This is a genomic window from Streptomyces sp. NBC_01216 (assembly GCF_035994945.1).
Lineage (GTDB): Bacteria > Actinomycetota > Actinomycetes > Streptomycetales > Streptomycetaceae > Streptomyces.
Genome location: NZ_CP108677.1, coordinates 5,452,115 through 5,473,042, shown reverse-complemented (window position 1 = coordinate 5,473,042; position 20,928 = coordinate 5,452,115). Strand labels below are relative to the sequence as shown.

Below are 20,928 nucleotides of genomic sequence, written 5' to 3'. Positions count from 1 at the left end.
CCGCCGACCAGGCTGCGGCAGGCGGTTCCTTCACTGTCATCCCGGATGGACGATCAACCGTGCGAAGGTTCGAGGCCAGACCCTAGTGACCGACTTGTGATCAGTTCAAATCCTCAGGGGCAAAATCTCGCTCACAGAGCACAAAATTCTCAGGCGGCGCACGGTGAGTGACGGGTCGTCGACCATGCGTCGTCCACAATTCGGACATGAGGCGCAGGTGTTGACAGACCTCACGAGGCGCGCGAAAGCCGCTTCAGCAGCAAGGCGGACGCGACCGGCCGTGCGCCGGCCTTCGCCACTCCGTCGGCCACCTCCCGGTCGGTGGAGACCACCACGACCGGGCGGCCGGGCGGCTCCGCGCGCACCAGTTGCCTGATCAGCTCGTCGGCGGTGACGCCCGGCTTCGAGAACAGCACCCGCACCCCGCGCGGCGGCGCGAGCAGCACCGGGGCGGCCAGCTCCGCCCCGTCGAAGACACAGGTGATCTCGGCACCGGAGCGGGCCGCGAGCGCGGACAGCCCGCCGAGCAGCCGCAGCCGCTGCTTCTCCAGCGGCATCGTCGGATAGCCGGTCTTGGTGACGTTGTACCCGTCCACGACCATATGGGCCTGCGGCAGTTCGAGCAGCTGGTCCAGGAGCGCGGGATCGGTCTCCGACAGGGCGCGGGCGGCGATGTCCTTCGGCGACATCCGGCCGGGCTCCACCGCGTCGACCGTGTCGGCGGGGTGCGTGGAGGCGGGCGGCAGCGCCAGCTCGCGACGCAGCCCCTGCGCCGCGTCCAGCACCGTGTCCAGCAGCAGCCGCAGCCGCATGTCCTCCACCGAACGCCCTTCGCGGGCGGCGCGGCGGCTGGCCTCCAGGGCCGCCTCGACCTCGCCGAGCCGGGACTTGAGCCGCCGGGTCTCGCTCTCCGCCGCCGACACCCGCGCGGCGGCCTCGGCCCGCGCCGTGTCGATCTCGGCCTGACTGCGACGCAGCGCCGCCTCGCCTCGCTTCACGTCGCTCTGGGCGCTGCGCAGCTTGCGGTGAAGCGATTCCGCTTCCCTGCGGGTCGCCTCCAGGTCATGGCGCAGCTGTTCGGTCTCACTCCGGCCGCGCTCCTTGGCGGCGGCGACCTCCTCGCGCAGCCGCTCCAGTTCGCGCCGACCCGCCTCGTCGGCCCGCTCGGCGTCCGCGCGCTGGGCTTCCTCGCCTGCGGCGGCGACCAGCTTGACCCAGCCCGCGGGGCGCAGGACGTAGGCCGCCGCGGCGACGTCGACGGGATCGGCGGCGGCCGGCGGCGCACCGGACTCGACCGATGCGGCGAGTTCCGGCTGGGCGTCCCTGACCAGTTCGCCGATGCGCTGCCGAAAGAGCGGGTCGTTCGCCAGCGACGCCGCCATGGCGTTGCCGGCGAACTTGGCCCGACGGCTCGCGGTGAAGCGCGCGTACTGGCGCAGCGGTGCCGGAAGCTCCGCGACGGTCAGCCCGCCGAAGGCGTCCGCGACCAGCGCGACGACCTTGCGACGCACGCCCTCCGGCAGCGGGCGGTCGAGCGTCTCGGCGGCGTCACCCGACGCGCCGGCCGACTCCTCACCACGCGTGGGCTGCTCCACGATCCGTCACCCCACTGTCGTTCGCACCGCTCCGTCAGGAAGCGCTGCCCGGCCTGTCCACCAGTTCGATCTGATCCACCGCGTTGCACCAGCGGCAGCGGACCGACTCGATGGTCTCACTGACCACGTCGCGCTCCTCCACCTTGGACTCCCCGGCAAGGTCCAGATGGATGTACTCCACGACCTTGGAGGAGCGTGTCACGTCGAAGCGGGTCAGATTTCCGCAGAGCGTGCAGCGCCAGCGGGTCTCGGCGGTCGGCTGGGGAATCGCCGTCATCGTGCCGTCCTCATTTCTTGGTGCGTGGTACCAGGTGCGGGAGCCGCGGTGCGCCGTCGAACTGCGGATGTAATGCCCGTACCCTACGGCCATCGGGGTATCCCCCGCCCAGGCGGAGCAGGACTCGGAGGCGGGGCACCTGCCCCTCCGGCGAGGCACTCTGTCCAGGTCGACCCCGGTATGTCATGATCTGTCCATGATCGACTGGCGGGAAGCGGCCTCCGGGGCGTGGCACGGCGTCCGGAACGGGCCGACGGTGACCTACGGCCTCATCGCCGCGTGCTGCCTGGTCTTCCTTATCGGTCCGGTGTCCGGACTGAATCCGGCGCACGGCACCGGGGACGCGTCCCTGGCCGCCCAGAGCGCCTACTTCCACCGCTGGGGCGTCGTCCCGGCGGAGCTGACGAGCGGCGGGCCACGCACCCTGCTGACCCCCTTGACCGCGCTCTTCGTCCACGGCAACTGGCTGCATCTGCTCGGGAACATGCTGTTCCTCTACGTCTTCGGCGCGATGGCCGAGGAGCGGATGGGACGGGGGCCGTTCCTGCTCTTCTACCTGGTGTGCGGATGTCTGGCCCTGCTGGGCTACGCGGCGGCCTACGCGGACAGCGCGCAGACCCTGGTGGGGGCGTCCGGCGCGATCTCGGCGGTGCTCGGCGCCTTCCTCTATCTCTTCCCGCGCTCCCGGGTCACCAGCCTGTTCCCCTTCCTCCTCTTCCTGCCGCTGCGCTTCCCCGCCTGGATCGTGCTGATCTTCTGGTTCGCGCTCCAGTGGACGGCGGCCCGTACGGCCGGGGCGGGCCCCGGGGTCGCGTACCTGGCGCACGTGATCGGCTTCGCCGTGGGCTTCCTCTACGCCTGGGGCCGGTACCGGCGGTGGAGCGGCCGGGCGGTGCTTCCCGACCGGGACGGGGACGGCAGCGCGGCGAGCTGAACACCGCCGCGCCGGACGAGGCCCACCCCGTCGGGACGGGCCCGCCTCACCCGGCGCGGCCCGAGCGGGGCGCGCCCGCCCACGGCGAGGCTCGCCTGACGTGGGACTAGAGTGAGGCTCCCAGCCGCGGCGACCGAGGGAGTATGCCAGCCGTGATCACCGCGATCGTGCTCATCAAGACCAGCGTGGACCGCATCCCCGAGATCGCCGAGTCCATCGCCTCGCTCGACAGCGTCAGCGAGGTCTTCTCGGTCACCGGGACGTACGACCTGATCGCCATGGTGCGCGTACCGCAGCACGACGACCTGGCGGACGTCATCCCGGGCCGGATCAGCAAGATCCCCGGTGTCGAGGCCACGGACACGCACGTCGCGTTCCGCACGTACTCCCAGCACGACCTGGAAGCGGCCTTCGCCATCGGCCTGGAGTCGTAACACCGCTCCGGCACGGGGCCTCCCGGAGGAGGGCCCCCTTCACTCGTACGGGTGGGTGCTCAGCCGCGGTCCGGGACGCACCGGCCGTCCTCGGTGCGGTACTTCCACCGGGCGCCGTCGCGGACCAGTTCCTTCACGGCTCCGACGAAACGCTCCACGTGCTCGTCGGGGGTGCCGGCGCCGAAGCTCACGCGGATGGCGTTGAGCGACGCCCCCCGGTCGCCCGGCGCGGCTTCCGGGGCACCGCACTCACCGACGTCCTCCGGGTCGCCGCCGAGCAGGGTCCGCACCAGCGGGTGGGCGCAGAACAGGCCGTCGCGGACACCGATGCCGTACTCGGCGGAGAGCGCGGCGGCGAAGTGGGAGCTGTTCCAGCCCGCCACCACGAAGGAGACCACGCCGACCCGGGTGGGCGCGGGTCCGGCGGAACCCTCCCCGAAGAGCGAGAGCACCGTCACCTCGGGCACCTCGGCCAGGCCGTCCAGGACCCGGGCGATCAGGCGCTGCTCGCGGGCGACGAGGGTGTCGAAGCCTGCCTCGGTCAGCGCCCGGCAGGCGGACGCGATCGCGTAGACGCCGATGACGTTCGGGGAGCCGGCCTCGTGGCGGGCGGCGGTGGTGTGCCACTCGACGTCCACTCCCCCGTCGGCGCGGCGGGCGACCTTCCGGGACGCGCCGCCGCCGGCCAGGTACGGTGCGGCGTCCTGGAGCCAGTCGGCGCGGCCGGCGAGGACGCCGGAGCCGAACGGGGCGTAGAGCTTGTGGCCGGAGAAGGCGACCCAGTCCACGTCCGACTCCCGGACGGACAGGGGGTGGTGGGGCGCGAGCTGGGCGGCGTCGAGCACGACGCGGGCGCCGTGGGCGTGCGCCGCGGCGGTCAGTTCCCCGACGGGCCAGAGTTCCCCGGTGACGTTGGACGCGCCCGTCACGCAGACCAGGGCGGGGCCGTGCGGTGCCCGCGCGGCGAGGGCCCGCTCCAGGGTCTCGACGGCCTGCTCCGGGGTGCGGGGCGCGTCGAGGAAGGTGACCTGGGCGTCCCGCCAGGGCAGCAGCGAGGCGTGGTGCTCGGTCTCGAAGACGAAGACCCGGCAGTCGGCCGGGAGCGCGGCGGCGAGCAGGTTGAGCGAGTCCGTGGTCGAGCGGGTGAAGACGACCTGGTCGCCGGGGCGGCAGTCGAGGAACTCGGCGACGGTGGCCCGGCTGCTCTCGAACAGGTCGGTGGACAGCTGGGAGAGGTAGCCGGCGCCCCGGTGGACGCTGCCGTAGTAGGGGGCGTACGCGGCGACGTCCTCCCAGACCCGCTGGAGCGCCGGGGCGCTGGCCGCGTAGTCGAGCGCCGCGTAGGTGACCTCGCCCCCGGTCACCAGCGGGACGGTGACGTCCCGGCCGAGGACCGGCAGAGGCTCGGCGCAACAGCCTTCGGCGGCGTCGGCGTCGGCGCCGACGACCGCGGGCCCGGGGACGGTGTAGGTGCCGGGCACGATGGCGGGCGTGGCGGTCGCGTCGGCGATGAGGGCGTGCGGGCGTGCGGACATGGCGAGGTCTCCCTGCGGGACGGGGTGTCCCCCGCCATCGCGGGGGAGGTGACGTGAGAAGCCCGCGGGGCACGACGAAGGATGCCGCTCACGGGGGACGCCTCGACGTACGGCGTGGAAGGGCCGTACGGAGGGGTGGGAAAAGGGCCGGAGCCCTAGCGCATTCGCTTGCTCACGAGACTGCTCCCTCGAGGACCAAGGACCCCAGGGTTCCGCAGGGGTCCGCGCTTGCCGCGGACCTTGCTGTCCACGGCCTGGTCTTCACCCGGGGCACCCCGCCACGGACGGAGGGTTGCCGGACAGCAAGCCGGGGCCTGAACGCTGTCACTCATGACCTGACCCGAAGTTATGCCACGTGATCGCTCCCGCGCAACCCGTGTCCGGATCCCGGAACGAAGCGGGGCCCCGCCGAAGCGGGGCCCGGCGACCACTCGTCAGGCGTTGCTGGCGGCGACCCAGCGCTCCAGGGCCCGGCGTGCCGCCCCCGAGTCGATGGACTCCGCCGCCTTGGCGATGCCCGCGCTCAACTGCTCCGCGAGGGTGCCCTCCCCCGGGTCGAGCGCCGTCAGCGCCGCCGCGGAGTTCAGCAGGACCGCGTCCCGCACCGGACCCGTCTCGCCCGCGAGCAGCCTGCGGGCGACGTCGGCGTTGTACGAGGCGTCGGCGCCCCGCAGCGCCTCCACGGGCACCAGCTCGATGCCGACGTCCCGGGGGTCGAACGCCTCCTCGCGCACCGAGCCGTCCCGGACCACCCACACGCGGGAGGTGGCCGTGGTGGTCAGCTCGTCCAGACCGTCGTCACCGCGGAAGACCAGGGCGGAGGAACCGCGTTCGGCGAGCACGCCGGCCATGATCGGAGCCATCCGGGGGTCGGCGACACCGGTCGCCTGGGCCCGGACCCTGGCCGGGTTGGTGAGGGGGCCGAGGAAGTTGAACACCGTCCGCACGCCGAGCTGACCGCGGGCGGTGGCGACGTGCCGCAGCGCCGGGTGGAACCTCACCGCGAAGCAGAAGGTGATGCCGGCCTCCTCGGCGACCTCGGCCACCCGCTGGGGAGTGAGCTCCAGGTTGACGCCGAGCTTCTCCAGCACGTCGGAGGCGCCGGACGCGGAGGAGGCCGCCCGGTTGCCGTGCTTGACGACCTTGGCGCCGGTGCCGGCCACCACGATCGCCGACATGGTCGAGATGTTGACCGTCTTCGCGCCGTCGCCGCCGGTGCCGACGATGTCCACCGAACGGCCGGGAACCTCGATGGTGCGCGCGTGCGCGTACATCGTCCGGACGAGGCCGGAGATCTCGTCGACGGTCTCGCCCTTGGCCCGCAGCGCGACCGCGAAGCCCGCGATCTGCACGTCGGTGGCCTCGCCGCTCATGATGCGGTCCATGGCCCAGGCGGAGTCCTCGCTGCCGAGGTCGCCGCCGTCCAGCAGCGTGTTCAGCACACCGGGCCAGGAGCGGCCCGCCGTGGTCGGTCTCCCCCTCGCTTCGCTGGTGGTGCCCCCACCAGCGGGGCTAGCAGCGCTCATGGCAGCTCCAGATTCGGCACGTCTCGGTGGTGATCCCACCCTATCGACCCGGCGGGACGGCGAAGAGCCCCGTCCATCGAATGGACGGGGCTCCCGCTGTGGCGACTTCAGGTCAGGTGATCAGTGGTGGCCGTGGCCGCTGGTGATCTCCTCGTACTCCTCGGCGGTGGGCTTGACGATCTGGCTGTCCGCGCCGTAGTAGCTCCGGTTGAGCTTGACCCGGAGCTTCTCCAGCGCGCCGACCTTGCGCTCCACGCCGTTCTCGTCGACCAGCGGTCCGAGCTCGGCCGGCCGGTTCTGCTCGTGCGACGTGAGGCGGTACAGCTCGCCCTGGCTCAGCGGCTGGTGGACCTCGACGAACTCACCGTGCGGCAGGCGCTTGATGATGCCGGACTCGCGACCGTGCAGCACCTTGTCCTTGTCCCGACGCTGGAGGCCGAGGCAGATCCGCTTCGTGGCGATGAACGCGAGGACCGGTCCGACGAAGAAGAAGATCCGGACGAACCAGGTGATCGAGTTCAGCGACAGGTGGAAGTGGGTGGCCCAGAGGTCGTTTCCACCACCGATGAGCATGATCATGTACGCGGTGATCCAGGCGACACCGAAGGCGGTCCGCGTCGGAGCGTTGCGCGGGCGCTGCGCGATGTGGTGCTCGCGCTTGTCGCCCGTGATCCAGGACTCGATGAACGGGTAGACCGCGATCGCCGCCAGGACCGCCGGGAAGATCGCCAGCGGGATCATCACGCCCAGGACCAGCGTGTGGCCCCAGAGGTTGATCTCCCAGCCCGGCATGACACGGATCAGGCCCTCGGCGAAGCCCATGTACCAGTCGGGCTGGGCGCCGGTGGACACCTGGTCCGGGCGGTACGGGCCGAGCGCCCAGATCGGGTTGATCGAGGCGATCGCCGAGATGACCGCGATGACACCGAAGACCAGGAAGAAGAAGCCTCCGGCCTTGGCCATGTAGACCGGCAGCAGCGGCATGCCCACGACGTTCTTGTTCGTCCGGCCGGGGCCCTCGAACTGCGTGTGCTTGTGGTAGAAGACCAGGATCAGGTGGGCGACCACCAGACCCAGCATGATGCCGGGCAGCAGCAGGATGTGGGCCGAGTAGAAGCGGGCCACGAAGTCGCCGCCGGGGAACTCCCCGCCGAAGAGGAACATCGACAGGTACGTGCCGATGATCGGCACGGACAGGATCGCGCCCTGCATGAAGCGGACACCGGTGCCGGACAGCAGGTCGTCCGGGAGCGAGTAGCCGGTGAAGCCGGTGAACATGCCCAGGAAGAACAGCAGGAAGCCGAACAGCCAGTTGATCTCACGCGGCTTGCGGAACGCGCCGGTGAAGAACACGCGCATCATGTGCACGAACATGCCGGCGAGGAAGATCAGCGCCGCCCAGTGGTGGATCTGCCGGATGAGCAGGCCACCGCGCACATCGAAGGAGATGTGCATGGTCGAGTTGAACGCCTCGGACATCAGCTGGCCCTGGAGCGGGATGTAGCTGCCGTGGTACTCCACCTCGTTCATCGACGGGTGGAAGAACATCGTCAGGTAGACGCCCGTCAGGATGATGATGATGAAGCTGTAGAGGCAGATCTCACCGAGCATGAAGGACCAGTGGTCCGGGAAGATCTTCCGCATGTTGGCCTTGGCCAGGGAGTAGATCCCGAGACGGCCGTCGGCCCAGTCGGCGACCCGCTCACCGGCGGGTGCCTTCTTCTTCGAATCGGTCACAGTGCTCATCCGCGCTCCCAGAAGGCAGGGCCGACGGGCTCGTCGAAGTCGCCGAGCGCCTCCAGGAAGCCCTTGTCGTTCACGCCGATCCGCAGCTGCGGAAGAGCGTGGCCGGCCGGGCCGAAGATGACGCGGGCGCCGTCGGACAGGTCGAAAGTGGACTGGTGGCACGGGCAGAGCACGTGGTGCGTCTGCTGCTCGTACAGCGAGATCGGGCAGCCCACGTGGGTGCAGATCTTCGAGAAGGCGACGATGCCCTCGTGCGACCACTCGAGCTCGCGCTTGTCCTTGATGTCCTCCGGCTGGATCCGGACGATCATCAGGGCGGCCTTGGCGATCTCGGTCTGGAAGTCGTGATCGTGCTCCGACAGACCCTCGGGCATGGCGAAGGTCAGCGAACCGACCGCGACGTCCTCGGGACGCAGCGGCTCGTGCGTGTTCATGTTGATCAGCTGGAGGCCCTTGGCCCACATGGTGCTGCGGAGCTTCTTCTCCGGCAGCGGACCCATGTCACGCAGCAGCACGACGCCGGACAGCGGAACGAGCGCCAGCGCACCGAACATCGTGTTGCGGATCAGCTTGCGCCGTCCCATGCCGGACTCGGAGGCGCCGACGGCGAAGTCGGCCATGACCTTCGCCTTGGTCTCCGTGTCGGCCTGGATGGCGTGACGCTCGTCCGTCATCTCGACGTCGGACATCAGGGTGCGGGCCCAGTGGACCGCGCCCGCGCCGATGAAGAACAGCGCGGCACCGAGGGTCAGCCCCAGGGAGAAGTTGAGCGCGGACACCCGGCCGAAGGGCCAGATGTACACGATCTTGTCCACCGGGAAGATCACGTACGAGGCGATGAAGCCGACCGTGGCCAGCATCGACAGCGTGAACATGAAGGCGACCGCACGCTCGGACCGCTTGGCGGCCCGCTCGTCGATGTCCTGGATGCGGGGCTTGTGGGGCGGGAGGCCCGGGTCGGCGAACGGGTCGTCGGCGACCATGACCGCGCCGTGCGCGGTGTCCTGCGCTGCGGGCAGGTTCTCTTCTGGAATCTCTTGGCTACTCATGACTTCTTGGCCTTAGCGGTGTGGGCCGCGACCCAGACGGCAACGGCGATCAGCGCACCCAGACCGAACACCCAGGCGAACAGACCCTCGCTGACGGGGCCGAGGCCACCCAGGCTGAGTCCGCCGGGGTTGTCGGCCTCGTCGCTGTTGACGGCCTTGACGTACGCGATGATGTCCCTCTTCTCCTTCTCCGGCATCGTGGTGTCGGGGAAGGAAGGCATGTTCTGCGGGCCGGTCTGCATGGCCTCGTAGAGGTGCTTCGGGCTCACGCCTTCGAGGTTCGGGGCGTACTTGCCGTACGTCAGCGCGCCGCCCTCACCGGTGAAGTTGTGGCACTGGGCGCAGTTCGTGCGGAACAGTTCGCCACCGCGGGCGGCGTCGGCTCCGTCCGGGTTGTACTGGCTTTCCTTCGGCGTGATCGGGCCGGCACCGAGGGAGGCGACGTACGCCGCGAGCTGATCGATCTCAGCCTGCGAGTAGATGACCTTCTTCTTCGGGATCTGGGCGCCGGGCTGCTGGGCCGGCATGCGGCCCGTGCCGACCTGGAAGTCCACGGCGGCGGAGCCCACGCCGACCAGCGAGGGGCCGTCAGAGGTGCCCTGACCGCCGGTTCCGTGGCAGCTGGCGCAGCCGACGGAGTAGAGCTTCTTGCCCTCCTCGATGGCGAGGGACTGGGCGGTTTCATCGGCCTTCGCCGTGCCCGCGGGCGCGAACGCGGCGTACAGCCCCCCCGTGGCCGCCAGCGCGAGAAGTAGGACGACGACCGCCGCCAGCGGATGGCGTCGTCGTGCGGAGAGCTTTTTCACGGATTACCCCGGTGTCAGGATCTTCTGCGTCGGTGCTTGCTGGATGTGCTCGGGCCGGGCCCGATTACTTGATCATGTAGATCGTGGCGAAGAGGCCGATCCAGACGACATCGACGAAGTGCCAGTAGTAGGACACGACGATGGCGGCGGTTGCCTGCTCGTGAGTGAACCTCTTGGCGGCGTACGTCCGGCCCAGGACCAGCAGGAAGGCGATGAGACCGCCCGTCACGTGCAGGCCGTGGAAGCCGGTGGTCAGGTAGAACACGGAGCCGTAGGGGTCGGACGAGAGCGAGAGCCCCTCGTGCTTGACCAGCTCGGTGTACTCGAAGACCTGGCCGCCGATGAAGATCGCACCCATCACGAACGTGATGATGAACCACGTCCGGAGCTTCTTCACATCGCCCCGCTCGGCGGCGAAGACGCCGAGCTGGCAGGTGAGGGAGGAGAGCACCAGGATCGTGGTGTTGGTCGCCGAGAACGGGAAGTTCAAGGCCGAGGCCTTTTCCGCCCAGAACTCGGGTCCCGTCACCGATCGCAGGGTGAAGTACATCGCGAAGAGGGCCGCGAAGAACATCAGCTCGGAACTCAGCCAGATGATGGTCCCGACGCTGGTGAGGTTCGGTCGATTGACCGACGGGTGCGCGTGCCCGGTTTCTACTGTCGTTACTGTCGCCACGACCGACATTATGTCGGTCGCTTATCCCGACCTCACTCCGGGGGGTGCCGTTCGGAGTGTCAGGGGGTCCTGTCCAGCCCGAACGGCCCAGCGAAGGACCCTCCCGTACGGCGTCGAAGCGGTGTTGACGGCCTGTGGGGAGGAGTAGGCTCCGCCGCATCGGTTGATGACCTTCACGGAGGAACGATGCAGTCGAGCGCCACGGTCCTGGTCTACAGCGACGACGCGAACACCCGCGAGCAGGTACGCCTCGCGGCGGGACGCAGGCCCGCGGCCGACGTTCCCCCGGTCGAGTTCATCGAGTGCGCGACACTCCCGGCGGTGCTGAAGCACCTGGACGAGGGGGGCGTCGACGTCTGTGTCCTGGACGGCGAGGCCGTCCCCGCGGGCGGGATGGGCGTGTGCCGCCAGATCAAGGACGAGATCTTCCGCTGCCCGCCGGTGCTGCTGCTGATCGGGCGCCCGCAGGACGCCTGGCTGGCCACCTGGAGCCGCGCGGACGCCACGGTGACCCTCCCGGTCGACCCCGTCGACTTCGCGGCCTCCCTGGCGGACCTGCTGCGTTCCCGGCTCGCGCTGTCCCTCTGAGAGCCTGTCGACCGGAGGCCACCCGACGGGATCTGAGAGCCGGCCGGGTGGCCTCCGCACGGCCCGAGGGCACCCGGGCGGGCACTCGGCGGGCGCCGGGCGCGGCGGCCGGTCAGACGGACGGCCGCAGACGCGCGGTGTTGGTGGTCACGGCGGTCGCCGCGCCTCCGGCGGCGCCGGTCAGGGCGCTGCCCTGGCGCCACTTGTCCCAGGGCATGTTCCAGTCGCCGAAGCCGTTGCCGAAGGTGTCCATCGTCTCGCCGATGCTGTTGACGGTCTGCACGATGTCACCCGGACGGACGGTTTCGAAGAACCAGGCCGCGTTGCCGGTCGACATGCCGACGCAGCCGTGGCTGACGTTCGCCACTCCCTGCGAGCCGACGGACCAGGGTGCGGCGTGGACGTATTCACCACTCCAGGTGACACGGGTCGCGTAGTAGACCGGCAGGTCGTACGACTCGGAGCTGCCCTCCGCGATGCCGACGCTGGTGCCGCGCATCCGGACGTAGTACTCCTTGCCGAGGACGACCTTGATGCCGTTTCGGGTGGAGAAGCCCGGTTTGCCGGTGGTCACCGGAATGGTGTTGATCACTTCTCCGTTGCGCTTCACGGTCATGTAGTGCGAGCCCGCGTCCGCGAGGGCCTCGATCCGGTCGCCGATGGTCAGCTTGAGCGGCTTCGACGCGCCGCCGTAGAGCTTGTCGCCGATCTTCACCCCGTCGAGGTTCCCGGAGACCGTGATCGACGCGCCGGCGGGCCAGTACTCCTTCGGACGGTAGTGCAGCTTCTTGTCGTCGACCCAGTGCCAGGCGCCCTCGACGGCGGGCGTGGATCGCACCTTCAGCGCCCGCTCGACGACCGCGCGAGCCGCCTTGTCCTCGATGGGGCGGCTCAGCTCGGCCGTGACGGGCTGCCCGACCCCGTAGGTGCCCGCCTCCGGGCCGAACGCGACGAGCAGCGCCCGCTCCGCCGGGGCCGTCTCGAACGTGTACGTACGGGTGCCGGGTGCGCCGTCCTCGTTCTCCGTGGAGACCCTGACGGTGTACCGGCCGCCCGCCGTGAGCGCGCCGGTGGAGCGCCAGCGCTGCCCGTCGGCGGTGAGTTCGCCCGCCAGGTGGTGTCCGGCCTCGTCGAGGGCCGTCACGTCGGTGATGCGGCCCTCGCCGTCCTTGACGGTGATCTCCAGCGGCTTGTCCGGGTCGGCCTTCTTGCCGTCCGTCGGAGCGCTGAAGGAGATCTGCTGCCCCGCGTCGTACGGCTTGGCCGACAGCGGATGGTCCTCGGAACCCGAGCAGGCGCTGCCGGCGGCGGTGAACGTGAGGGCCATAAGAGTGCAGCTCAGAACAGTCCGAATGCGCGGCGTGTCGTTCATGACATCACCGTAAGAACAATCCACGCGCCCAGCGCGCCGAGTGCTGCAAACGAGGGGCCCGGCCACTTCGGTGACGAAGTGTCCGGGCCCCTCGGGGTCCTGCGGGTGGGACGGTGCCGCTACTGGTTCTGGTTCTCACCGCGGTAGAACTCGAACACCCAGCCGAAGAGGCCGACGAGGATCAGCGGAGCCGAGAAGTACAGGATCCACCAGCCCATCGCCACGCCGAGGAAGGCCAGGGCGCCGCCGACGGCCAGCGAGAGCGGCTGCCAGCTGTGCGGGGCGAAGAAGCCCACCTCCCCGGCCTCGTCCGCGACGTCGGCCTCCTTGTCGTCCTGCGCCAGGGCGTCCACGCGCCGGGCCGTGAAGGCCAGGTAGTAGCCGATCATGATGCACAGGCCGAAGGCCAGGAAGAGGGCCGTCGTGCCGACCGGCTCCTTCGACCACACGCCGTAGAGGATGGCCATGGCGAGCACGAAGACGCTCAGCCAGATGAACATCTTGCCCTGGATCTTCACTTGCCGGCCTCCTTCTCACCCGCGAGGGCCTTCTGCGGACCGTGGTTCTCGAGCTGGTCGACGGCCGCGATCTCGGGGTGGTGCAGGTCGAACGCCGGGGATTCGGAGCGGATCCGCGGCAGGGTGAGGAAGTTGTGCCGGGGCGGCGGGCAGGACGTCGCCCATTCGAGCGAACGGCCGTAGCCCCACGGGTCGTCGACCTCGATCTTCTTGCCGTACTTGGCGGTCTTCCACACGTTGTAGAAGAACGGCAGGATCGACAGGCCCAGCAGGAAGGACGAGATCGTCGAGACGGTGTTCAGCGTGGTGAAGCCGTCGGCGTCGAGGTAGTCCGCGTAGCGGCGCGGCATGCCTTCGGCGCCCAGCCAGTGCTGCACCAGGAAGGTGCCGTGGAAGCCGATGAACAGCGTCCAGAAGGTCATCTTGCCCAGCCGCTCGTCCAGCATCTTGCCGGTGAACTTCGGCCACCAGAAGTGGAAGCCGGCGAACATCGCGAAGACCACGGTGCCGAACACGACGTAGTGGAAGTGCGCCACGACGAAGTACGAGTCCGAGACGTGGAAGTCCATCGGCGGCGAGGCCAGGATGACACCGGTCAGGCCACCGAAGGTGAAGGTGACCAGGAAGCCGATCGTCCAGAGCATCGGTGTCTCGAAGGACAACGAGCCCTTCCACATGGTTCCGATCCAGTTGAAGAACTTCACGCCGGTCGGTACGGCGATGAGGAACGTCATGAAGGAGAAGAACGGCAGGAGGACGCCGCCGGTCACGTACATGTGGTGGGCCCACACGGTCACGGACAGACCGGCGATCGCGATGGTGGCGGCCACCAGGCCGATGTAGCCGAACATCGGCTTGCGACTGAAGACCGGGATGATCTCGGAGACGATGCCGAAGAACGGCAAGGCGATGATGTACACCTCGGGGTGTCCGAAGAACCAGAAGAGGTGTTGCCACAGCAGGGCTCCGCCGTTGGCCGCGTCGAAGACGTGGGCACCGAACTTGCGGTCCGCCTCCAGGGCGAACAGCGCCGCCGCCAGGACCGGGAAGGCGAGCAGGACCAGCACACCGGTCAGCAGCACGTTCCAGGTGAAGATCGGCATGCGGAACATCGTCATGCCCGGAGCGCGCATGCAGATGATCGTGGTGATGAAGTTGACCGAACCGAGGATCGTGCCGAAGCCGGAGAAGGCCAGGCCCATGATCCACAGGTCGGCGCCGACACCCGGCGAGCGGACCGCGTCCGACAGCGGGGAGTAGGCGAACCAGCCGAAGTCGGCCGCACCCTGCGGGGTGAGGAAGCCGGCCACCGCGATGATCGAGCCGAAGAGGTACAGCCAGTACGCGAACATGTTCAGCCGCGGGAACGCCACGTCGGGCGCACCGATCTGGAGCGGCATGATCCAGTTCGCGAATCCGGCGAACAGCGGCGTCGCGAACATCAGCAGCATGATCGTGCCGTGCATCGTGAACGCCTGGTTGAACTGCTCGTTCGACATGATCTGCGTACCCGGACGGGCCAGCTCGGCGCGCATGAAGAGCGCCAGCAGACCGCCGATGCAGAAGAACGCGAACGACGTGACCAGGTACATCGTGCCGATCGTCTTGTGGTCCGTGGTGGTCAGCCACTTGATCACGACGTTGCCGGGCTGCTTGCGCCGCACGGGCAGCTCGTTCTCGTACGAGTCCTCAGCTGCGGCGGCACCCTGGGGTTCGTTGAGGATGCTCACAGTTGGTTCTTCTCCGCGTTCCTGGCCGGGTCCGTCTGCTCAATGCCCGACGGGATGTAGCCGGTCTGCCCCTTCTCGGCCAGCTCCTTCAGGTGCTGCTGGAAGCGCTCCGGGGAGACCACCTTGACGTTGAAGAGCATCCGGGAGTGATCGACACCGCACAGCTCGGCGCACTTGCCGAGGAAGGTGCCTTCCTGCGTCGGGGTGACCTCGAAGGCGTTGGTGTGACCGGGGAGGACGTCCTGCTTCATGAGGAAGGGGACCACCCAGAAGGAGTGGATGACGTCACGGGAGGTCAGGACGAACCGGACCTTCTCGCCCTTGGGCAGCCACAGGGTCGGACCCGGGTTGCCGGTCTGCGGGTTCCGGTCACCGGGGATACCGGCGTCGTAGACGCCACCGGCGTTCGCCGGGAAGTCGTCCTGGAACTTGTCCGGAATGGCGTCGAGGTTCGGGGCCGTCTGCGCGTCACCCTCCACCCCGGGCACGTTCTCGATGTAGTTGAAGCCCCAGCTCCACTGGTAGCCGACCACGTTGATGGTGTGGGCCGGCTTGTCTGCGAGCGACAGGAGCTTCGACTCGTCGCGCGCGGTGAAGTAGAAGAGCACGGAGACGATGATGAGCGGAGTGACCGTGTACAGCGCCTCGATGGGCATGTTGTACCGAGTCTGCGGAGGTACCTCCACCTTGGTGCGGCTGCGCCGGTGGAAGATGACGGACCACAGGATCAGTCCCCACACCAGGACGCCCGTGACGAGCGCTGCCGCCCACGAGCCCTGCCAGAGGGAGAGGATCCGAGGCGCCTCTTCCGTTACCGGGGTGGGCATACCAAGGCGGGGGAAGTCTTCCCAGTTGTACGAGCAGCCGGTGGCTGTCGCCAGGATCAGGCCCGCAGTCAGCACCTGCGGCAGCTTCCGCCGCATCGGGCGCCGCGACGAGCGGTCGGAGCCGTTGGGACTCACGTAGCGCCTTCCCGAGAGTCTCGGCCCGCGCTGGTCGGCTACGGCCGTCTCGCTGGTCGGTCGCCGCCCCGGCCGCGGGCAGGGGTTTGGATGTTTATGCGGACCAAACCCTACTGGACGCTATTTGGGGTCGCGCGGGGAGGGTGCCCAACGCGCCGTCCGACTCCCCGAAGGGATGGACCCCTCCCTTCCGCGGCGGGCTCCGGGAGGACCGGACGCCGTTCGACCGGCCGTGCGGGCGGGGTATCTGACGGAGGCTTAGCGAAGGCCGGTTAGCGTGGGCGGATGCCGTACTTCGACGCCGCGTCCGCCGCTCCACTGCACCCCGTCGCCCGCCAGGCGCTGCTTGCCTCCCTGGACGAGGGCTGGGCCGATCCCGCCCGGCTGTACCGCGAGGGGCGGCGGGCCAGGCTGCTGCTCGACGCGGCGCGGGAGGCCGCGGCGGAGTCCGTGGGGTGCCGTCCCGACGAGCTCGTGTTCACTCCTTCGGGGACGCGCGCGGTTCACGCCGGGATTTCCGGAGCGCTGGCGGGGCGTCGGCGTGTCGGGAACCGTCTGGTGGTCTCGGCGGTGGAGCACTCCTCCGTCCTGCACGCCGCGCAGGCGCACGCCGCGGTCGGCGGCACGGTGACGGAGGTCCCCGTCGGGCGGTCGGGCGCGGTGGAGTCGGCGGCTTTCGCGGCGGCGCTGGACACCGGGACCGCGCTGGCCTGCCTCCAGTCGGCCAACCACGAGGTGGGCACCGCGCAGCCGGTGGCGGAGGTCGCCGAGGCGTGCCGGGCCGTGGGGGTGCCGGTGCTGGTGGACGCGGCCCAGTCGCTGGGCTGGGGCCCGGCCGAGGGCGCCTGGTCGCTACTGACGGCGAGCGCGCACAAGTGGGGCGGCCCGCCCGGGGTGGGCCTGCTCGCGGTCCGCAAGGGCGTGCGCTTCGCCGGCCAGGGGCCCTCCGACGAGAGGGAGTCGGGCCGGGCACCCGGTTTCGAGAACCTGCCGGCGATCGTGGCCGCGGCGGCGTCGCTGCGGGCGGTGCGGGCGGAGGCGGCGGCCGAGTCGGCGCGGCTGCGGGTCCTGGTGGAGCGCATCCGGAGCCGGGTACCGGAGCTGGTGCCGGACGTGGAGGTGGTGGGCGACCCGGTGCGCAGGCTCCCCCATCTCGTCACCTTCTCCTGTCTCTATGTCGACGGGGAGTCGCTGCTGCACGAGCTGGATCGGGAGGGTTTCTCCGTTTCATCCGGTTCGTCGTGCACGAGTTCGACCCTGACACCCAGCCATGTGCTGCGGGCGATGGGGGTGCTGAGCGAGGGCAATGTGCGGGTGTCGCTGCCGGCCGGCACGCGGGAGGAGGACGTGGACCGGTTCCTGGCGGTGCTGCCGGGCGTGGTGGCGGCGGTACGGGAGCGGCTCGGCGCTCCGGAGACGACCGCGGCGCCGGTCACGGCGCCGGCGCCGGGCGGGCGGGTCGTGGACGCCCTGGGCAAGCGGTGTCCGCTGCCGGTGATCGAGCTGGCCAGGGTGATCGGCGACGTCCCGGTGGGCGACACGGTCACGGTCCTGTCGGACGACGAGGCGGCGCGGCTGGACATCCCCGCCTGGTGCGAGATGCGCGGCCAGGAGTACGTGGGCGAGGAGTCCTCCCCGCGCGGCGGCGCGGCCTATGTGGTGCGGCGCCTGGCGTAGCCCGGCCGCACCGGGGCCGGTCCGTGCCGCCCCGCCCCGTGCGGCCGGACCGGCACGGGGCGGGGCCGGGACAGGCCCGGCGGAGCGGCGCGGCTCAGATCAGGTGTGCCTGGACCTCGGTGGCGGCCTCGTCCCCGTATGCCTTGGTGAAGCGCTCCATGAAGTGGGCGCGGCGCAGGGTGTACTCCTGGGTGCCCAGGGTCTCGATGACGAGCGTCGCGAGCATGCAGCCGACCTGGGCCGCGCGCTCCAGGCTGACACCCCAGGCCAGGCCCGTCAGGAAGCCCGCGCGGAAGGCGTCGCCGACGCCCGTGGGGTCGACCTTGGCGTCCTCCTCGGCGCAGCCGACCTCGATGGGCGGCTCGCCGACCCGCTCGATGCGCACGCCGCGCGAGCCGAGGGTGGTGACGCGGTGGCCGACGCGGCCGAGGATCTCCTCGTCGCTCCAGCCGGTCTTCGACTCGATGAGCCCCTTCTCGTACTCGTTGGAGAAGAGGTAGGTCGCGCCGTCGAGGAGGGTGCGGATCTCCTCACCCTCCATGCGCGCGATCTGCTGGGAGAAGTCGGCGGCGAAGGGGATCGCGCGCGCCTTGCACTCCTCCGTGTGGCGCAGCATCGCCTCGGGGTCGTCCGCGCCGATCAGCACCAGGTCCAGGCCGCCCACGCGGTCGGCGACGGCCTTGAGCTCGATCTGCCGGGCCTCGCTCATCGCGCCCGTGTAGAAGGAGCCGATCTGGTTGTGGTCCCTGTCCGTGGTGCAGACGAACCGGGCGGTGTGCAGGACCTCGGAGATCCGTACCGATCCGGTGTCGACACCGTGCCGGTCGAGCCAGGCGCGGTACTCGTCGAAGTCGTAACCCGCCGCGCCGACGAGGATCGGCCGGCCGCCGAGCTGGCCCATTCCGAAGCAGATGTTGGGACCGACACCTCCCCGGCGCACGTCGAGGTTGTCGACCAGGAACGAGAGCGAGACCGTGTGCAGCTGGTCCGCGACGAGTTGGTCCGCGAATCGGCCGGGGAAGGTCATCAGGTGGTCGGTGGCGATGGAGCCGGTGACTGCGATACGCACGGCTGGGCGCTCCTGCGGGACGGAAGAGATTGACAGCTCACGCTACCGGGTGAGGAGGTCACTGCCGAACAGTGGAAACTACCCCAGAGTAGGTCTTTTCCGGGAAGCCGTGGCGTGCGTACGGTGCGGACATGTCCACGTACCCTGCTCCTCGCGAGCATCAGGAGTCCGAGTTCAGCCTGGCCCAGCTGCGCGGCGACAGCGCGCGGATGGCCCCGCACTGGGTCGTTCCGGCGGTGGACACCCCCGTCTCGGTGTCCCCGGCGCTGATCCACGGCGTCGTCGTCCCGGCGGCCTCCGCGCGGCTGATCGACGCCACCTCGGAGTACGGCGCCTGAGGGACGGAACCAGTCGCTCGCCCGTTCCGTCCCATCGGTGTCTTCCACCGGGATGAAGGAGCGAGTGGTGAGCGGTACGGAGAACCGGCGACGCGGGCGTGGCTCCCTGCTGATCGCATCGGTGTCAGCGGGAGTGCTGCTGGCCGGCGGCGGTGGCGTGTACCTCGCGACCACGGCGTCCGAGGGTGATGGCGGCGCGTCCGACGCGGCGGCGGGGCGGGAGGCCGGCTCTCCCCCGCCGTTGCGCCTGGACGCCAAGAACGCGGGCGACGACCCCGGCCCCGGCATCGCGCCGGGCGAGCCGGACCCGCACGGCGGCGGAGCCGTCTACGAGGCCGAGGGCCCCCTGCCCCAAGGTCCTTCCTCGGCCGCGGTCCACCGGTCCGAGGGCCGGGTCACCGCGGCGGAGGTGACCCGGCTGGCGAAGGCGCTGGGCCTCGCGGGCACTCCGGCGCTGCGGGACGGCGTGTGGCGGATCGCCCCGGAGAAGGACGGTTCCGGGCTGCGGCTGGAGGTCGCCGAGGAGGCGCCCGGCAGCTGGACCTTCTCCCGGTACGACGGAGGCCCGGTCGGCGACAGCTGCCTGAAGGGCCCGGCGTGTCCGCCACCGGGCGAGGCGAAGCCCTCGCGCGGTGGGACGCCGGTGAGCGAGGCGGCGGCGAAGGCCGCGGCGGCTCCCGTCCTGAAGGCGATCGGCCAGGACGACGCGAAGGTGGACGCGACCCAGCTCATGGGTGGCTCGGTGCGGGTGGTGAACGCCGAGCCGGTCGTCGGCGGACTGCCGACCTACGGGTGGTCGACCGGCGTCCACGTCGGCCCCGACGGTTCCCTGGTGGCGGGCAGCGGGCAGCTGAAGGAGCCGGCGAAGGGCGCCGTCTATCCGGTGATCGGCGCCGGGAAGGCGCTGGACGAGCTGAACGAGGCGTCCTCGGGGCCGGGACGGCACGGCATCGGGGGCTGCGCGACCGATCCGCCCGCGCGGACGCGGGCCGACGGCGGGCCCGAGGCCGGTCCCGACGGCGCGATCGGCACGGATCTGCCGTGCACGCCGGCTCCGCGGCCGGTCCTGAAGGTGACCGGGGCGGTCTTCGGGCTCGCCTCGCAGTACGTGGACGGCGAGCGGGCCCTCGTCCCGTCCTGGTTCTTCACGGTGGAGCCGGCGGCCGGAGCGCGGCCGTACAGCGTGGTGCGGACGGCGGTGGCGGCGGAGTACCTGGCGCCCCCGGCGAAGCCGTCCCCGCCGGAGGGCACCGCGCCCGCCCGGCGGATCGAGTCGTACCGCGTGGACGCCGGCGGCACGAAGCTGTCGGTGACCTTCTGGGGCGGCGTGTGCAGCGACTACACGGTGTCGGCCGGGCAGAGCGCGGACAGCGTCACGGTGGGGGTGACGGAGCGGCCGGTCGATCCCGGCCGGGCGTGCGTCGCGATGGCCGTGGAGGTGACGAGGACCGTCACGCTGGACCGGCCGCTGGCGGGCCGGACCGTGACGGACGCGGCGAGCGGCGAGCAGGTGCCCGCGCGGTAGCGCCGGTGCGGTACGGCGAAGGGCGGCTCCCGGAACTCCGGGGCCGCCCTTCGCCGTCGTACGTCGGCTCAGCTGAACGAGTCGCCACAGGCGCAGGAGCCGGTGGCGTTCGGGTTGTCGATCGTGAAGCCCTGCTTCTCGATGGTGTCCACGAAGTCGATGGAGGCACCGCCGAGGTAGGGGGCGCTCATGCGGTCGGTGACGACCTTGACGCCGTCGAAGTCCTTGACGACGTCCCCGTCGAGCGAGCGCTCGTCGAAGAAGAGCTGGTAACGCAGGCCCGAGCAGCCACCGGGCTGAACGGCGACGCGCAGCGCGAGGTCGTCGCGGCCTTCCTGGTCGAGCAGGGCCTTGACCTTGGCCGCGGCGGCGTCAGACAGGAGGATGCCGTCGCTGACAGTGGTCTTCTCGTCCGATACGGACATCTGCTTCTCTCCCGGGTTGTACGGAGACTGCTTGCCGACGGTTGCAACCGGCGGGGCCGCGGATTCATTCCGGGCCGAGTGCGTGTCTTTCCCTTTCATGCTCGCACATCGCCGTCCGAACCAGCGCCGATCCGTCGCGCCCGAAT

At 70.3% G+C, this 20,928-nt stretch carries 20 protein-coding genes and 1 riboswitch; of the genes, 6 read left to right on the top strand and 14 right to left on the bottom strand.

The genetic code is table 11. The annotated features are described in order from the left end of the window. Positions 1–230: 230 nt before the first annotated feature. Together OG393_RS24520 and OG393_RS24515 are read right to left on the bottom strand one after the other, a co-directional pair. Positions 231–1,595: an NYN domain-containing protein gene (locus OG393_RS24520; RefSeq protein ID WP_327376854.1), complete on the bottom strand. Its 1,365-nt coding sequence runs from the start codon at positions 1,593–1,595 to the stop codon at positions 231–233. Positions 1,596–1,629: 34 nt separating this feature from the next. After that, positions 1,630–1,872 (bottom strand): hypothetical protein, encoded by a 243-nt coding sequence (locus OG393_RS24515; protein ID WP_327376853.1) that lies wholly within the window; start codon positions 1,870–1,872, stop codon positions 1,630–1,632. Positions 1,873–2,068: 196 nt separating this feature from the next. On the opposite strand from OG393_RS24515, the gene OG393_RS24510 reads away from it, so the two are divergent. Together OG393_RS24510 and OG393_RS24505 are read left to right on the top strand one after the other, a co-directional pair. Next, positions 2,069–2,806: a rhomboid family intramembrane serine protease gene (locus OG393_RS24510; protein WP_327376852.1), complete on the top strand. Its 738-nt coding sequence runs from the start codon at positions 2,069–2,071 to the stop codon at positions 2,804–2,806. A gap of 152 nt (positions 2,807–2,958) precedes the next feature. Further along, positions 2,959–3,240, top strand: coding sequence for an Lrp/AsnC family transcriptional regulator (locus tag OG393_RS24505; protein ID WP_215067605.1), 282 nt, complete (start codon positions 2,959–2,961; stop codon positions 3,238–3,240). Positions 3,241–3,299: 59 nt separating this feature from the next. Here the strand turns inward: OG393_RS24505 and OG393_RS24500 are convergent, their stop codons facing one another. The 6 genes from OG393_RS24500 to ctaE all read right to left on the bottom strand — a co-directional run bounded on the left by OG393_RS24500 (position 3,300) and on the right by ctaE (position 10,587). Continuing rightward, complete coding sequence (locus tag OG393_RS24500) at positions 3,300–4,775, bottom strand: aminotransferase class V-fold PLP-dependent enzyme (protein ID WP_327376851.1); 1,476 nt, start codon at positions 4,773–4,775, stop codon at positions 3,300–3,302. A gap of 219 nt (positions 4,776–4,994) precedes the next feature. Next, positions 4,995–5,111: riboswitch (SAM riboswitch) on the bottom strand. Between the two features lie 98 nt (positions 5,112–5,209). Further along, a complete protein-coding gene (gene trpD / locus OG393_RS24495; RefSeq protein WP_327376850.1) occupies positions 5,210–6,301 on the bottom strand; it encodes an anthranilate phosphoribosyltransferase in 1,092 nt (363 codons plus the stop codon). A gap of 120 nt (positions 6,302–6,421) precedes the next feature. Then, a complete protein-coding gene (gene qcrB / locus OG393_RS24490) occupies positions 6,422–8,047 on the bottom strand; it encodes a cytochrome bc1 complex cytochrome b subunit (protein WP_327376849.1) in 1,626 nt (541 codons plus the stop codon). Continuing rightward, complete coding sequence (gene qcrA / locus OG393_RS24485) at positions 8,044–9,096, bottom strand: cytochrome bc1 complex Rieske iron-sulfur subunit (protein WP_327376848.1); 1,053 nt, start codon at positions 9,094–9,096, stop codon at positions 8,044–8,046. Before qcrA ends, qcrB begins: the two co-directional genes overlap by 4 nt. Continuing rightward, the gene (qcrC, locus tag OG393_RS24480) at positions 9,093–9,902 is read right to left on the bottom strand and encodes a cytochrome bc1 complex diheme cytochrome c subunit (protein ID WP_327376847.1); all 810 of its coding nucleotides are present in this window, start codon (positions 9,900–9,902) and stop codon (positions 9,093–9,095) included. Before qcrC ends, qcrA begins: the two co-directional genes overlap by 4 nt. 64 nt (positions 9,903–9,966) lie before the next feature. Beyond that, positions 9,967–10,587 carry an aa3-type cytochrome oxidase subunit III gene (gene ctaE, locus OG393_RS24475; RefSeq protein ID WP_141296084.1) on the bottom strand — a complete coding sequence of 207 codons (621 nt, stop codon included), beginning with the start codon at positions 10,585–10,587 and terminating at the stop codon, positions 9,967–9,969. A 177-nt stretch (positions 10,588–10,764) separates the two neighbouring features. Between ctaE and OG393_RS24470 the strand changes: the two genes are divergently transcribed. Further along, positions 10,765–11,166, top strand: coding sequence for a hypothetical protein (locus OG393_RS24470; RefSeq protein ID WP_327376846.1), 402 nt, complete (start codon positions 10,765–10,767; stop codon positions 11,164–11,166). Positions 11,167–11,278: 112 nt separating this feature from the next. Here the strand turns inward: OG393_RS24470 and OG393_RS24465 are convergent, their stop codons facing one another. The 4 genes from OG393_RS24465 to ctaC all read right to left on the bottom strand — a co-directional run bounded on the left by OG393_RS24465 (position 11,279) and on the right by ctaC (position 15,748). After that, positions 11,279–12,538, bottom strand: coding sequence for a L,D-transpeptidase (locus OG393_RS24465; protein WP_327376845.1), 1,260 nt, complete (start codon positions 12,536–12,538; stop codon positions 11,279–11,281). 119 nt (positions 12,539–12,657) lie between these two features. Beyond that, positions 12,658–13,056: a cytochrome c oxidase subunit 4 gene (locus OG393_RS24460; RefSeq protein ID WP_327376844.1), complete on the bottom strand. Its 399-nt coding sequence runs from the start codon at positions 13,054–13,056 to the stop codon at positions 12,658–12,660. Further along, positions 13,053–14,786, bottom strand: coding sequence for an aa3-type cytochrome oxidase subunit I (gene ctaD / locus OG393_RS24455; protein WP_327376843.1), 1,734 nt, complete (start codon positions 14,784–14,786; stop codon positions 13,053–13,055). Before ctaD ends, OG393_RS24460 begins: the two co-directional genes overlap by 4 nt. Continuing rightward, on the bottom strand, positions 14,783–15,748 hold the full coding sequence (gene ctaC / locus OG393_RS24450; RefSeq protein WP_327376842.1) for an aa3-type cytochrome oxidase subunit II: 966 nt from the start codon (positions 15,746–15,748) through the stop codon (positions 14,783–14,785). The genes ctaD and ctaC overlap by 4 nt, the downstream gene beginning before the upstream one ends. A 285-nt stretch (positions 15,749–16,033) precedes the next feature. On the opposite strand from ctaC, the gene OG393_RS24445 reads away from it, so the two are divergent. Beyond that, complete coding sequence (locus OG393_RS24445) at positions 16,034–17,425, top strand: cysteine desulfurase/sulfurtransferase TusA family protein (protein ID WP_327376841.1); 1,392 nt, start codon at positions 16,034–16,036, stop codon at positions 17,423–17,425. Between the two features lie 94 nt (positions 17,426–17,519). Here the strand turns inward: OG393_RS24445 and OG393_RS24440 are convergent, their stop codons facing one another. Continuing rightward, positions 17,520–18,494 (bottom strand): carbohydrate kinase family protein, encoded by a 975-nt coding sequence (locus OG393_RS24440; protein WP_327376840.1) that lies wholly within the window; start codon positions 18,492–18,494, stop codon positions 17,520–17,522. A gap of 131 nt (positions 18,495–18,625) precedes the next feature. On the opposite strand from OG393_RS24440, the gene OG393_RS24435 reads away from it, so the two are divergent. Continuing rightward, the gene (locus tag OG393_RS24435; protein ID WP_327376839.1) at positions 18,626–18,832 is read left to right on the top strand and encodes a hypothetical protein; all 207 of its coding nucleotides are present in this window, start codon (positions 18,626–18,628) and stop codon (positions 18,830–18,832) included. A gap of 67 nt (positions 18,833–18,899) precedes the next feature. Then, positions 18,900–20,357: a hypothetical protein gene (locus OG393_RS24430; RefSeq protein WP_327376838.1), complete on the top strand. Its 1,458-nt coding sequence runs from the start codon at positions 18,900–18,902 to the stop codon at positions 20,355–20,357. Between the two features lie 68 nt (positions 20,358–20,425). Here OG393_RS24430 and OG393_RS24425 read toward each other — a convergent pair whose 3' ends face one another. Then, entirely contained in the window at positions 20,426–20,782 is a 357-nt protein-coding gene (locus OG393_RS24425; protein ID WP_018848827.1) for a HesB/IscA family protein, read from the bottom strand. Between the last annotated feature and the right edge of the window lie 146 nt (positions 20,783–20,928).